General features: G+C 72.8%; 13 protein-coding genes. 6 read left to right on the top strand and 7 right to left on the bottom strand.

Annotated elements, in window-relative coordinates; translation table 11 throughout:
* Window positions 1-36: 36 nt before the first annotated feature.
* Genes ABZ928_RS36865 through ABZ928_RS36880 form a run of 4 tightly spaced genes read right to left on the bottom strand, consistent with a single transcriptional unit; the run spans window position 37 to window position 4,373 of the window.
* Window positions 37-1,566: an NAD(P)-binding protein gene (locus ABZ928_RS36865; RefSeq protein ID WP_361528536.1), complete on the bottom strand. Its 1,530-nt coding sequence runs from the start codon at window positions 1,564-1,566 to the stop codon at window positions 37-39.
* Window positions 1,563-2,573 carry a thiamine pyrophosphate-dependent enzyme gene (locus tag ABZ928_RS36870; RefSeq protein ID WP_361528538.1) on the bottom strand — a complete coding sequence of 337 codons (1,011 nt, stop codon included), beginning with the start codon at window positions 2,571-2,573 and terminating at the stop codon, window positions 1,563-1,565. Before ABZ928_RS36870 ends, ABZ928_RS36865 begins: the two co-directional genes overlap by 4 nt.
* The gene (porA, locus tag ABZ928_RS36875; RefSeq protein WP_361528540.1) at window positions 2,570-3,811 is read right to left on the bottom strand and encodes a pyruvate ferredoxin oxidoreductase; all 1,242 of its coding nucleotides are present in this window, start codon (window positions 3,809-3,811) and stop codon (window positions 2,570-2,572) included. Before porA ends, ABZ928_RS36870 begins: the two co-directional genes overlap by 4 nt.
* A complete protein-coding gene (locus ABZ928_RS36880) occupies window positions 3,795-4,373 on the bottom strand; it encodes a 2-oxoacid:acceptor oxidoreductase family protein (RefSeq protein WP_361528542.1) in 579 nt (192 codons plus the stop codon). The genes porA and ABZ928_RS36880 overlap by 17 nt, the downstream gene beginning before the upstream one ends.
* A 23-nt stretch (window positions 4,374-4,396) precedes the next feature.
* On the opposite strand from ABZ928_RS36880, the gene ABZ928_RS36885 reads away from it, so the two are divergent.
* A complete protein-coding gene (locus ABZ928_RS36885; protein WP_361528544.1) occupies window positions 4,397-4,777 on the top strand; it encodes a respiratory nitrate reductase subunit gamma in 381 nt (126 codons plus the stop codon).
* Here the strand turns inward: ABZ928_RS36885 and ABZ928_RS36890 are convergent.
* Window positions 4,761-6,716 carry a PAS domain S-box protein gene (locus ABZ928_RS36890; protein ID WP_361528546.1) on the bottom strand — a complete coding sequence of 652 codons (1,956 nt, stop codon included), beginning with the start codon at window positions 6,714-6,716 and terminating at the stop codon, window positions 4,761-4,763. The genes ABZ928_RS36885 and ABZ928_RS36890 overlap by 17 nt on opposite strands.
* A 222-nt stretch (window positions 6,717-6,938) precedes the next feature.
* Between ABZ928_RS36890 and ABZ928_RS36895 the strand changes: the two genes are divergently transcribed.
* From ABZ928_RS36895 to ABZ928_RS36915, 5 genes are all read left to right on the top strand, one after another.
* Entirely contained in the window at window positions 6,939-7,670 is a 732-nt protein-coding gene (locus tag ABZ928_RS36895) for a CBS domain-containing protein (RefSeq protein WP_361528548.1), read from the top strand.
* 185 nt (window positions 7,671-7,855) lie between these two features.
* Window positions 7,856-9,277 (top strand): MBL fold metallo-hydrolase, encoded by a 1,422-nt coding sequence (locus ABZ928_RS36900; protein WP_361528550.1) that lies wholly within the window; start codon window positions 7,856-7,858, stop codon window positions 9,275-9,277.
* Between the two features lie 121 nt (window positions 9,278-9,398).
* Entirely contained in the window at window positions 9,399-9,638 is a 240-nt protein-coding gene (locus ABZ928_RS36905; RefSeq protein WP_361528552.1) for a hypothetical protein, read from the top strand.
* A gap of 125 nt (window positions 9,639-9,763) precedes the next feature.
* On the top strand, window positions 9,764-10,615 hold the full coding sequence (locus tag ABZ928_RS36910) for a universal stress protein (RefSeq protein ID WP_361528554.1): 852 nt from the start codon (window positions 9,764-9,766) through the stop codon (window positions 10,613-10,615).
* Window positions 10,616-10,731: 116 nt separating this feature from the next.
* Window positions 10,732-12,456, top strand: coding sequence for a GAF domain-containing sensor histidine kinase (locus ABZ928_RS36915; protein WP_361528556.1), 1,725 nt, complete (start codon window positions 10,732-10,734; stop codon window positions 12,454-12,456).
* A gap of 22 nt (window positions 12,457-12,478) precedes the next feature.
* On the opposite strand, the gene ABZ928_RS36920 is transcribed toward ABZ928_RS36915, so the two are convergent.
* Both ABZ928_RS36920 and ABZ928_RS36925 read right to left on the bottom strand, forming a co-directional pair.
* Window positions 12,479-13,138: a CBS domain-containing protein gene (locus tag ABZ928_RS36920; protein ID WP_361528558.1), complete on the bottom strand. Its 660-nt coding sequence runs from the start codon at window positions 13,136-13,138 to the stop codon at window positions 12,479-12,481.
* A gap of 44 nt (window positions 13,139-13,182) precedes the next feature.
* Window positions 13,183-13,647: a cyclic nucleotide-binding domain-containing protein gene (locus ABZ928_RS36925; protein WP_361528560.1), complete on the bottom strand. Its 465-nt coding sequence runs from the start codon at window positions 13,645-13,647 to the stop codon at window positions 13,183-13,185.
* Window positions 13,648-13,703: the final 56 nt, after the last annotated feature.

The raw sequence follows: 13,703 nt of genomic DNA on the forward strand, positions 1-13,703 counted from the left end.
TGACCCTGGACTCATCACCGCCGGGGCGCCGGACGGCTACTCGCCCCTCGATTCCTGATCCCTCAAGGCCTTCTTCGCCCGGTGCCAGGCGGCGACGAAGCAGTTGCCGCAGGACATGCAGCGCCGTGCCTCGAACAGTGCCGTCGACTCGTCGAGTCCGCGCACCACCTCGTCGAAGGTCGACACCCGCCGCGCCAGGGCGAGCCGGGGCTGTACGGAGGCGGGCGCGTCGGAGTAGTACCAGGTGTTGAGCCGGTCGAAGTCCGCCGCCGCGTGCTTGGGTCCGGACTCGAAGACCGTGCCGCGCAGATACGCGTCGATGTGCCGCGCGGCCTTCTTGCCGTGCCCGACGGCCACGGTGACCGTGCGCTCGGCGGGCACCATGTCGCCGCCGGCGAAGATGCCCTGATGGCCCGTCATCAGACCGTCGGCCACCTGGACCGTGCCATGGTCCACGGACAGGTCCGGCACGTCCGCGAGGAGCGACAGGTCGCAGTCCTGGCCGAGCGCGAGGACCACGGCGTCCGCCCGCAGTTCCTCGAACTCGCCGGTGGGCTGCGGGAATCCGGTGTCGTCCAGCCGCATGCGCTCGATGGTGATCCGGTCGCCGTCGGCGTGCTTGATGGTGGAGAGCCACTGCATCCGCACGCCCTCCTCCAGGGCCTCCTCGACCTCCTCGTCGTGCGCGGGCATCCGGTCCCGGGTGCGCCGGTAGACGACGACGGCGTCGGTCGCGCCGAGCCTGCGCGCGGTGCGGGCGGCGTCCATGGCGGTGTTGCCGCCGCCGTAGACCGCGACCCGGCGCCCCAGCAGGGGCGGATCCTCGCCCTCCATGCTGCCGAGCAGCGCCACCGCGTCGAGGATGCGGGCGCTGTCGCCGGCCGGGATGTACGTCCGCCGGCCGATGCCCGCGCCCACGGCCAGGAACACGGCGTCGAACCCGCCGTCCCGCTGCGCGGCGAGCACGTCGTCCACCCGGGTGTTCAGCTCGAACGTCACCCCCAGCCCGCGGATGCGGTCGATCTCCGCGTCCAGCACCTCGCGCGGCAGCCGGTAGCGCGGGATGCCGTAGCGCATCATGCCGCCCGCCCGCTCCTGCGCCTCACGGATCGTCACCTCATGGCCCAGGAGCCGGAGATGGTAGGCCGCCGAGAGCCCGGCCGGACCGGACCCGACCACCAGGACCCGCCGGCCGGTCGAGGCCGCCGGGGGCGCGACGGTCCAGCCCCGCCGGATCGCCTCGTCGCCGAGGAACCGCTCGACGGAGTTGATGCCGACCGCGTCGTCCACCTGCACACGGTTGCAGGCCGTCTCGCAGGGGTGGTAGCAGACCCGGCCCATGACGGCGGGCAGCGGATTGTCGCGCATCAACTGCCGCCAGGCGGCCTCGTAGTCACCGCTCTCCGCGTGGAAGAGCCACTGCTGGATGTTCTCGCCGGCCGGGCAGGCCTGGTTGCAGGGCGGGATCCGGTCGACGTAGGCGGGACGTTCGGTGCGCCAGGCGCCGGTCCGGTTGGCCAGGCTGGACCCCACGTCCAAAGTGATCGCGAACGGCTTGTCCTTCACGGTGACGCCTCCTCCTGCGCCAGGAGCCCGAATCGGGCGATGTTGCGGTCGGCGGCCCGCTGAAGCCGGGCGATGACGTCGGTGCGGACCTCGGGCGCGAAGAGATGGGCGTACCGCTTCTGCGGGCGCAGATACTCCTCGACCGGCACGGGCCGGCGGATCGGGGTGACATCGGTGACCTCGCCGTCGACCGCCTCGAACACCGGGAACAGCCCGCTGCGTTCAGCGAGCCGGGCGATGCGGACCGTGTCGCAGGACGCCGTGCCCCAGCCCAGCGGGCAGGGCACCAGCACATGCAGATAGCGGGCGCCGCGCAGCCCCATCGCCCGGTGCACCTTCGCCTCCAGGTCGCGCAGTCCCGCCACGGTGGCGGTGGCGACGTACGGGATCTCGTGCGCCATCGCGATCAGGGGCAGGCTCTTGCCCTGTCCGAAGGGCGCGCCGGGCTCGTCGCCGACGGCTTGGGTGGTGGCCGTGCGCGCGGTCGGGGGAGTGGCGCCGGAGCGCTGGACGCCGGTGTTCATGTACGCCTCGTTGTCGTAGCAGACGTACAGGACGTCGTCGCCCCGCTCGAACATGCCCGACAGACAGCCGAGCCCGATGTCGACCGTGCCGCCGTCCCCGCCCTGTCCGATCACCCTGATGTCGGTGCGGCCCTTGGCCCGCAGGGCGGCGGCGACCCCCGCGGCGACGGCGGGGGCGTTGCCGAACAGCGAGTGCAGCCAGGGCAGTTGCCAGGAGGTCTCCGGGTACGGCGTGGAGAACACCTCCAGGCAGCCGGTCGCGTTGACCGCGATCACCTTGCCGCCGGCCGCCCGTTGTGCCGCGTCCAGGACATAGCGGGCGCCGAGCGCCTCACCGCAGCCCTGGCAGGCGCGATGGCCGGAGGTGAGCGCGTTGGAACGGGCCGGTTCGGCCTGGTCGGACTGGAGCTCCGGGCCCAGCAGCCGGTTTCCGGCGGCGTGGCTGCCCACCTGGTAGAACTTCACCTGCGGTACGGCGCTCATAGGTTGCTCCCTCGGTCGCGCAGGATGTTCTCCGCCGACGGACCGGACCTGCGGGTGGCCGCCATCCGCGCCAGCTCCCGCTCCACCAGCCCGGTGTCGAGGTCCAGGAACGTCAGATGCCCGAGCCGTCCGGCGACCGCGTCGGCGAACAGCCGGTGCAGCGAGGCCTTGGTGATCGGGCGCCCGCCGAGTCCGGCGACCACAGTGTGGCCGTCGAGCCGGATCCCGGACAGCGCGGTCCGTACGTTCGCCGAGACGATCCCGCCGATGCCGACCGCGAGCGCGCGTTCGAGGACGACCACCCGGCGGGCGTGGCCCAGGACCGTCCGCACCGCCTCCAGCGGGAACGGCCGGAAGGAGGTGATCCCCAGCGCGCCGATCCGCACCCCGGCCTCGCGCATCTCGTCGACGACGTCGCAGACCGTGCCCAGCACCGAGCCGAGGGCCACGACGATCGTGTCGGCGAACTCGCAGGCGTACGGATGGAGCAGGCCCCCGGAGTCCCGCCCGAACACCTCCCGGAACTCCCGCGCGATGTCCGGGATCGCCTCCAGCGCCCGCATCTGCTTGGCGTGCGCCAGATAGCGCACCTCGGTGAAGGCGTCCGGACCGACCATCGCGCCGATCGACACGGGATCCTCCGGGTCCAGGACCTGGCGGGGCTCGTACGGCGGCAGGAACGCCTCGATCTGCGTCCGCTCCGGCACCTCGATGCGCTCCCAGGCGTGCGTGAGGACGAAGCCGTCCATGCACACCATCACCGGCAGCGACAGCTCCTCGGCCAGCCGGAACGCCTGCGGGTGCAGGTCGGCGGCCTCCTGGTTGTCACGGGCGTACAGCTGGATCCAGCCGGAGTCACGCTGGGACATGGTGTCGCTGTGGTCGTTCCAGATGTTGATGGGGGCGCCGATCGCCCGGTTGGCCACCGTCATGACGATCGGCAGGCCGAGCCCGGAGGCGTTGTAGAGGGCCTCCACCATGTACAGCAGGCCCTGGCTCGCGGTCGCCGTGTAGGTGCGGGCACCCGTCGCCGAGGCGCCGATGCACGTCGACATCGCGGCGAACTCCGACTCCACGTTGAGGTACTCGCAGCCCTGGAGCGCACCGGACTTCACCAGCCGGCTGAGCTCCTCGACGATGTGCGTCTGGGGCGAGATGGGGTAGGCCGCGATCACTTCGGGGCGGCAGTGGGCGACGGTCTCGGCGACCGCGCGTGAGCCCTCAGTCTGCTTCAGCATGCGCCCGCTCCTCCCGCAGGACCGCTTCGACATGGTGGTACGCCTCCTGGGCGGCGGCCGCGTTGGCGGTCCCCAGCTCGCCCGGGAAGCGTTCGTGCACGGCGGCGGTGAGCGAGTCGATCGTCACGACGCCGGTGAGGGCGGCCAGACCGCCGAGCAGGACGATGTTCGGGACCGGGCGGCCGAGATGCCGCAGCGCGAGCGCGGTGGCCGGGACCGTCAGGACGGTGCCGACGGCGGCCGCGAGGGCCAGGTCGGCAGGACCGCGCGGCGAGTTGACGAGGACGGTTCCCTCGGGCCGCAGCCCGTCGAACACGTTCACCTGGTGCAGCAGCGTCGCGTCCTGGACGACCAGGGCGTCGGGCCGGGTGACCGGTTCCCGGACCCGGATGGGCCCCTCGTCGATCCGGCAGAACGCCGTCACGGGCGCCCCGGTCCGTTCCGAGCCGAAGCTCGGGAAGGCCTGAGCGTGCCGGCCCTCCAGGAAGGCCGCCACCGACAGCACCTCCGCCGCCGTGACGGCGCCCTGGCCGCCGCGGCCGTGGATACGTATCTGGAACACAGCGCACTCCTCCCATCCGGGCCATGCCACCGTCGTACCGCCGCGGCGGTACGACGCCGCAGAGGCCGAACGTCCCCGGCGCAGGGCTGAGCGGCCCGCGGGACCCGGACAGACCGCCGAGCGGCCTTCTCCGCCGCGGGGACGCGCGGGACCGCCGCCCGGCGCAACTCCGATACCGGTGTGGACGAGGGCCGCGGTCGCCACTGACCCGCAGGATCCGCCGGGGCACCGACCGCGGCGACAGGCTCCACCGCCCGCTGCTGTCCGCGACGGTCCTGCTCGGCATCACCGCGACCGCCGCCCACCACGTCTTCGGCGCGGGCCACGACTACCGCGGCGCTGTCTCCGTGTGGTTCCGCGGCCTGTTCGCGCTGCGGCCGCAGCGGGTCACAGTTTCAGGGTGAACCAGGTCGTCTTGCCGTCGTCGGTGGGGCGTACGCCCCAGCTGTCGGCGAGAGTCCGGACCAGGAGCAGGCCCCGGCCGGACTCCTCGTCCTCGGCCGCCAGCCGGGGCTGGGGGAGATGCGGACTGCGGTCGCTGACCTCGACGGTCAAGTCGGTGGCGGTGCAGCGCAGATGCAGGGTGACGGGGCCCTCGGCGTGCTGGACGGCGTTGGTGAGGGTCTCCGACAGCAGCAGCAACGCCTCGTCGGTGGGCGCGGTGCAGTCCCAGGCGATCAGCGCCTTGTGGAGGAAGGCCCGCCCCTCGGGCACGGCGACCGGGACGGCGGGCAGTTCGGTGGTCACGGTCGCGAGCGGCGCCGCCGGGAGCTGGGCCAGCAGGAGCGTTACGTCATCGTCGTGGCTGTCGGCGTCGGTCAGCATGCCGGCCAGCACATGCTCGGCGGCCGCCTCCAGACAGGGCGTGTCGGTGAAGAACCCGTCCAGGACGGCGGTGAGTTCACCGACCCGTTCCTCGATGTCGCTGCCGGGTGTCTCGATCAGACCGTCGGTGTAGAGGACGAGGGTGGCGCCGGGCGGGAGTTCGGTGCTGGACTGCTCGTGCAGGATGTCGCCCACGCCCAGCGGGGCGTTGACGGAGGCGGGCAGCCGGTGGACGCCCTCGCCGGGAGTGGCGACCAGGATCGGCAGATGCCCCGCCGAACACACCGTCACGGTGCCGGTGTCCGGGGCGATGATCAGATAGCAGCAGGTGACGAGCTGGTCGGGGACGTCGAGATCGGCGACACAGCCGTCCAGGGCCTGCATCAACTGGCGGGGCTGCATACCGGTCTTGGCCAGCGCATGCGCCGCCGAGCGCAACTGGCCCATCACGGCCGCGGCTTCCAGACCCCGGCCCATGACATCGCCGATGAGCACCCCGACCCGGCCGGCGCCCAGCGGGATCAGGTCGAACCAGTCGCCGCCCACACCGGCGCCCTGGGTGGCGGGCCGGTAGCGGCTGGCCGTGGTGAGTCCGGGGACCGGGGGAGGGGTGCCCATGAGGCTGCGCTGCAGGGTGAGGGCGACGTGACGTTGCTGCTCGTAGAGGGACTTGAGCTCGGCCTCCGCGCGCTTGCTGTCGCTGATGTCCCGGACGATCGCGCACACGCCGACCACCGTGCCGTCCGTGTCCCGGGTGGGCCACAGCGTGACGTCGACGTCCAGCAGGGTGTTCGCCTTGGTGACGCGCAGGGTCTCGAAGTGCTCGACCTTCTCGCCGTGCCGCAACCGGTCGAGGAGCGCGTCGATCTCCTCGCGTCTGTCCGGCGGGGCGAGGCAGGAGGTGTGCTTGCCGATGATCTCCTCCGCCGTGTAGCCGTACAGTGACTGCGCGGCGGTGTTCCAGTACGTGATGTACCCGTCGAGGGTCTTGGCGAGGATCGCGTCCTGTGAGGACTCGACCAGCCCGGCGAGTTCGTTGATACGGGCCTCGGCGGCCTTGCGGTCGCTGACGTCGCGTACCGCGGCGGACACCAGCAGCCCGTCCGGGGTCTCCATGGGGCTGAGACTGATCTCGACGGGGAACTCGGTGCCGTCCTTGCGCAGCCCGTGCAGTTCGAGTCCCGCCCCCATCGGCCGGACCTGGCGGTTGGCGGTGTATCCGCTGCGGTGTTGCGTGTGATGGTCACGGAACCGGTGCGGGATCAGCAACTCGACCGGGCGGCCGAGCAGTTCCATGCGCGGATAGCCGAACAGGGCCTCGGTCTGGGCGTTGACGAGCTTGATGGTGCCGGTGTCGTCGACGATGACCATGGCGTCCGGCGCCGCCTCCAGCAGCCCCCGGAACTGCTCCTCGGCGGCCCCCGAGGCGCCCCGGTCCACCTCCGCACCGCACCCGCACGCTTCCGGACCGACCACGGCCCCCGACAAGATCGGGTCCGCTCCGACGAAGTCGCCCATGAGCACCTCCTGCTCCACCGGCCACGGTGACGCAGACCATCTCAACGCACCCGTACCGCCCACGCCGGCATATGTCGTTAACTGTTCGTCCCCTGCCCGAAGCTGTCGGTCACCGGGATGCGGTCCGACCGGAACTCTGGTCAGGGCCACTCGGCCCATGTCCGCGGCGGCCCCTTGCCGGACGCTGAAGGTGTTCGCGGGATCCGAGCCCGGGAGGACGCCATGCACGACACCGCGCACCTCGTGAGCGATGTGATGACCCGTACCGTCGTCGCCCTCGGCCGCGAGGCGACGTACAAGGACATCGTCCGGACCATGCACCGGTGGAAGGTCAGCGCCCTGCCCGTCCTGGTGGGCGGCGACCGTGTCGTCGGCGTCGTCTCCGAGGCTGATCTGCTGGTCAAGGAGGAGGCACGGGACGACGCCCAGGACGGGGTCGGGCGGAGGAAGGCCGACGCGGTGACCGCCGAGCAGCTGATGACCGCGCCGGCCGTCACCGTCACCGCGGACGCCTCGCTTCCGCGGGCCGCGCGGATCATGGCGCGCAACCGGGTCAAGCGGCTGCCCGTGGTCGACGGGGACGGCGTGCTGAAGGGCATCGTCAGCCGGTCCGACCTGCTCAAGGTCTATCTGCGGGACGACGAGGACATCGCCGGGGAGGTCCGGCGGCAGGTCGTCGGGCCGCTGTTCCCGGCCCCGCTCGAACCGGTCCGGGTCCAGGTGCGCGACGGTGTCGTGACACTGACCGGACGGATCAGGGACACCACGCTCGTGCCCGTCGCCACCCGACTCGTACGCACCGTCGGGGGAGTGGTGGACGTGGAGTGCGCGCTGACCGGCCCGCCCCGCCATCCCGACCTGGACCCGGACCTCCCGGACGTCCCGGACGTCCCGGACGTCCCGGACGTCCCGGACGAGGAGACGGCCGTTCGGTCCGCCGGGGCCGGCGGATGACACACGAGAACGGGAAGGGCCCCACCCGCTTCTCGCGGATCCTGATTGCGCGGTGCACGGCCGCCGGCCGCTTCTCCGCGTCGTTCCGGGTCCCTTCCCGACACCTCCAGCACAACACGCAGACCGCGCGACGGCCAGGGCCGAACGGCCCCGACACCTGGCCCCGCGGGTGAGGAGAGGACGTCATGACAGGCAACGAACCGGACCGGGCACTCTCCCGGCCCGCGCTGCTCACCTTCCTCGGCGCGGTGGGCACGGTCACCGGCAGCAAGTTCCTCGTCGAGTCCGACCACGCCCGCGTCCTCGTCGACTGCGGGCTCTTCCAGGGCCTGGCCGATCTGCGCAGGCGCAACTGGCGGCGGCTGCCCTGCGACGGCGCCGACATCGAGACGGTCGTGGTCACCCACGCCCACCTCGACCACTGCGGCTATCTGCCCCGGCTGGTGCGGCACGGCTTCCGGGGACGGATCGTCACGACCGAGTTCACCGCCCGGCTGATGGAGATCGTGCTCAGGGACAGTGCCAAACTCCAGACGGAGGCGGCCCGGCACGCCAACGAGCACGGCTGGTCCAAACACCGCCCCGCCCAGCCGCTCTACGACGACACGGACGTCGACCGCACCCTCAAACTCCTCGACCCCGTCCCGACCGGCACGACGACCGACATCGCCACCGGAACCACCGTCACCCTGCACTCCGCCGGACACATCCTCGGATCGGCCTGGGCCCGGCTCACCCTGGAGGACGGCCGCACCCTGGCGGTCAGCGGCGACCTCGGCCGCCCCGGCCATCCCCTGCTGCGCCCGCCGGAGCCGTTCTCCGGGGCGGACGTGCTGCTCATGGAGTCGACCTACGGAAACCGGCGCCACGAGGAGGACGCGGGCCGCGCCCACTTCACGAGCGTGCTCACCCGCACCCTGGCCCGCGGCGGCACGGTCGTCATCCCCGCCTTCGCCCTCGACCGCACCGAGGTCGTCCTGCACGAACTCGCCGAACTGCGCCGCACCGGACGCCTCCCGGCCGAGGTCCCGGTGTACGTCGACAGCCCGATGGCGCTGGCCGCCCTCGACGTCTACCGCGACGCCGTCCTGACCCGGGCGCCCGAGCTGCGCCCCGAGGTCACCGCTGCCGGCCCGGCCGTGCTGAGCCCCGAGCCGTTCCTCGTGGCACGCTCCGTCCAGGAGTCCGTCGACATCAGCGGGCACGGCGGACCGGCCGTCATCGTCTCGGCGTCCGGCATGGCGACCGGCGGCCGTGTCCTGCACCATCTGCGGCGCGTGCTGCCCGATCCGCGCAACGCCGTGGTCGTGGTGGGCTTCGCGGCCCAGGGCACCCGGGCCCGGGACCTCGTCGACGGCGCCCGCGCGCTGAAGATGTTCGGCGAGTACGTCCCGGTGCGCGCCCAGGTGGCCGACGTACCGCACTTCTCCGCGCACGCGGACGCCGGGCAGATCCTCGACTGGCTGCGCCACGCCGAACCCCCGCGGATGACCTACCTGGTGCACGGGGAGCCCGACGCGGCCGCCGCGCTGCGCGACCGCATCGACCACACCCTCGGCTGGAACGCCGTCGTCCCCCGCTCCGGGGAACACGTCCTCGTGCGGTGACACGGCCCGCGCAAGGGCCGTAGGAGACCCGAGTCCGGGACGATCGGCTCATGCGCCGTCTTTCGTACCGGAGTTGGCTGGTAGTGAGGGGAGATACCCCGGCCCGAAGGGGGCGAGGACAGTGGGCACGAGCCTGACACCGGAGTTCTGGGAACGATTCACCATCCTGCTCGTCGTGGCCGTGGCGGTGACGGTCGTCCTCACCGCGGCACTCGACGCGCTCGCCGCGCGGCTGCCGCACCGGCCCGGTTCCGGCCGACGGCCGCGGGCCGCGGGACAGGTCCCGACGGCCGAGGGCCGGCTGCCCCGCCCGAGGACCGAACCGCGTCCGCTGCTGGACGGCCCGGCCGGGCGGCGGTGACCACGGCCGACGACGAGTGAGTCGCCCGGCGTCAGGACTGTCGGCGGCCCGTCAGGACCGGTCGGCCCTCCTGCCCCGGCCGTCCCGGACACGAGAGTGGGGGCACGTCACCAAGGAGGCCCCTCATGTCCCGTCCCGTCACCGTCGGCCTCGACGGTTCACCCGAGAGCGTCGTCGCCGCCGACTGGGCGGCCCACGAGGCGGCGCTGCTCGGCCTGCCGCTGCGTCTTGTGCACGCCGGGGACCAACCCCCGCACGACTGGGTGCCGTTCGCCGGGGAGGCCGTCCCGCCGCCCGGCGCGGACCGGGCCGCGCACCTGCTCCGCGAGGCCGAGGCGTCCCTCGCCCGGCGTCACCCCGGTCTGCGCGTCACGTCGGAACAGCTGGCCGGGCGCCCCGCGGTGGCGCTGGTGGCGGCCGCCCGGGAGGCGGAAATGCTGGTGCTCGGCTCGCGTGGGCTGGGCCGGGCCGCCGGATACCTGCTCGGTTCCGTGGCGTCCGCGGTGGTGGCGCGGGCGGCGCGGCCGGTGGTCCTCGTACGCGCCGGAACCGGAACGGACGACGGGCAGCGGCCGGAGAGCCGGGGCGCCGTGCCCTCCCCGGACGTCGTCCTCGGCCTCGGACTGCACGACCTGCCCGCCGACCCCCTCCTCGCCTTCGCCTTCGAGGCCGCCGCGCGCCGCTCGGCCGTCCTGCGGATCGTGCACGGCCGGAAGCCGGGGGCACACCCGGCGGAAGAAGCGGAGCCGACCGGGGCCCTGCGCCCATGGCAGGACAAGTTCCCCGGGGTCGAGGTGACGCAGGAGGCGGTGATCGGCTCGCCGGGCCCGCACCTCGTGGACTCCTCCCGTGACGCCGCGCTGGTCGTCGTCGGCCGCAGGAATCGCGCCGCCCTGGTCGGACCGCACATCGGCCCGGTGACCCATCAGGTGCTCCAGGGCGCCGCCGCGCCGGTCGCGGTCGTGCCCCTCGACTGAGCCGCGACGGCCGCGCACTCACCGCTCCCTGTGCCCTTTCGGCCGGAAGCCCGATAGCGTTGCACATGAGTGCGACGGTTCGGCGGTCGATCGGGCGATGACGTGGAGGCACACGCTTGGGAAGCTCGGAGGAGTCCCGCGGGACCCGAGTGAAGTTGCCGCAGCTGAGGCTCGACGAACTGCTGGAGGAGCTGCAGGCCCGGCTCGACGCGGCGCGCGGCACCCGGGACCGGGTGCACAGCCTGCTGGAGGCGGTGCTCTCGGTCGGCCGGGAGCTGGACCTGGAGCAGGCGCTGCGCAGCATCGTGGAGGCGGCCGCGACGCTCGTCGACGCCGAGTACGCGGCCCTGGGCGTCATCGGGCCGGACGGCAGGCGGCTGTCGGAGTTCCTCACCGTCGGCATCACCGAGGAGCAGATCGCGAGGATCGGCCACTACCCCGAGGGTCACGGCATCCTGGGCGAGCTGATCCGTCACCCCGAGCCCCTGCGGCTGGGGAAGATCTCCGGGCACTCCGCCTCCTACGGTTTCCCGCTCCACCACCCGCCGATGAACACCTTCCTCGGCGTCCCGATCCGGGTGCGCGAGCAGGTGTTCGGCAATCTGTACCTCACCGAGAAGCGGGGCGGTGTCCAGTTCGACGAGGAGGACGAGGCCGTCCTGTCGACGCTGGCGGTGGCGGCCGGCGTCGCGATCGACAACGCCCGGCTCTACGAGGAGTCCCGGCTGCGTGAGCGCTGGCTGCAGGCGAACGCGGAGATCACCCACAGCCTGATGTCCGGCAGCGGCCAGACCGAGGTGCTGCGGCTGATCGCCGACCGGGCCAGGGAGATCTCGGTCGCGGCCCTGGCCGTGGTGGCGGTGCCGATGGAGGGCACCGACTCACTGGCCGTGGAACTCGCCGTCGGCCTGGACGCGGAGAAGCACCACGGACTGGTGCTGCCCGTGGCCGGCACGCTGATCGGAGACGCCTTCTCCACCGCCGCCCCGGCCACCAGCGTCGACGCCTCCAGCGACGAGCGGATCTGGGCCGGGCCCCGGCGCTTCGCGGGACTCGGACCCGCGGTCGCCGTCCCGATCGGCACCGGCGAGGGCGTCCGCGGCGTCGTGCTGCTGGTGCGGGAGCAGGGGCACACGGTGTTCTCCGGGAAGGAGATCGAACCCCTGCGGGGCTTCGCCGCCCAGGCGGCGGTCGCCATGGAGCTGGCCGAGCGGCGCCGGGACGCCGAGCAGATCGCCATGCTCCAGGACCGCGACCGGATCGCCCGTGACCTGCACGACCTGGCCATCCAGCGGCTGTTCGCCACCGGCATGACCCTGCAGAGCGCGGGCCGGCTCATCGAACACCGTGAGGCCTCCGAGCGGGTGGCGCGCGCGGTCGACGATCTCGACGAGACGATCAAGATCATCAGGTCGACCATCTTCGGCCTGCGCTCCCGCGAGAGCGGCGGCGGATCCGGGCTGCGGGCCCGGGTGGTGAAGGCGGCCGGCGAGGCCGCCCCGGTGCTCGGCTTCGCCCCCAGCATCCGCATGGAGGGCCTGCTCGACACCGACATCCCGCGCGAGACCGCCGACCATGTGGTCGCCGTCCTGTCCGAGGCCCTCACCAACGTCGCCCGGCACGCCCGCGCGAGCCGGGCCGACGTCGTCCTGGAGACCGACGGCCGCGAGGTCCGGCTCACCGTGACCGACGACGGCGTGGGCATCCCGCCGGACGGTCGCCGCAGCGGCCTGCGGAACATGGCCGAACGGGCCGAACAGCTGGGCGGGGAACTGGAGTTGCGCACGCCGGCGGAGGGCGGCACCACGCTGGTCTGGCGGGTGCCGACGGGGGAGGAGTGAGCACTCGGAACCGGACGGTCCCTCAACCGGTCGGGTCCACCGGCCCGTCCAGCTCGAACCCCATGTCCACGACCCCCTCCACGGCCCGCACCAGCCGTGCGGCCACCGGCACCAGGGACGTGTCCCGGACCCGGCCGCGCAGGGTGACGACCCCCTCGCGGACCTCGACCCGGATCGCCGACTGCGGGGCCGGGAAGAGATAGGCGACGACCTCACGCCGTACCTCTTCGGCGATGTCCGTGTCGTCCCGCAGGAACACCTTGAGGAGGTCCGCGCGGCTGACGACACCCGCCAGCCGGCCGGTGTCGTCGACGACGGGCAGCCGTTTGACCCTGGCCCGGGCCATGGTCCGGGCGGCCTGGGCGAGGGTCTCGCCGGGGCCGACGGTGAGCGCCGGGGAGGTCATCAGCTCGCCCGCCGTCACCGAACCGGCCTTCGCCAGGTCGGAGAGGCGGCGCAACTGCGTGTACCGGTCCGGGTCGCTGTCGCGGAACTCCTCCTTGGGCAGCAGATCCGCCTCGGAGACGACGCCGAGGACCCGGCGGCCGCCGTCCACCACGGGCAGCGCGCTGACCTTCCGGTCCTGCATGGTCCGCACGATGTCCTTGAAGGCGGCGTCACGGCCGACGGTGGCCACGTCGCGGGTCATCACGTCACTCACGATGTGCGGGGAACCGGGCACCGGGAACTCCTTGATTCGCTTTCGGTCGGCGCGGCCCGGGGCGGTCAGCCCCGGACTCCGCTGCCGTAGGGGGCGTACAGGTCCAGCAGCCGCACCCGGGCCGTCTGGAGCCGGTGGGCGACGACCTCGCCCACCCAGGTGGCGATGTTCCGGCCGAACTCGGGGTCCTCATGGCACATCGCGCGTACGGCGTCGGCGTCGAACTCGTAGGCCCGCACCGGCGAGGACGCCTCGGCGCCCAGGTGCCAGACGTGCGGGGGGTACAGCCACGACCAGCCGAGCAGTTCGTTGTGGCGCAGGGACTCGATGACGGCGGCCTGGCGGCCGGGCACCCGCATGTCGAGGTCGATCGTGCCGGTCCGGATGATCCAGAACCGGTCGGCGCGGGTGCCTTCCTCGAAGAGCCGGGCGCCCTGCGGGAACGACACCTCGCGGGCGATCCGCATGAGCCGGTCCCGGTGCTCGGCGGGCAGCGCCCGCGGCATGCTCGTCGTGACGGGAGCGTTCATGGCGTGCCTCCAGTGCGGCGTACGGAGCTACCACCTCCAGGGTGGCCGTGCGGCAC

Source organism: Streptomyces sp. NPDC046909 (assembly GCF_040644695.1).
In the GTDB taxonomy this organism is placed as follows: Bacteria; Actinomycetota; Actinomycetes; order Streptomycetales; family Streptomycetaceae; genus Streptomyces.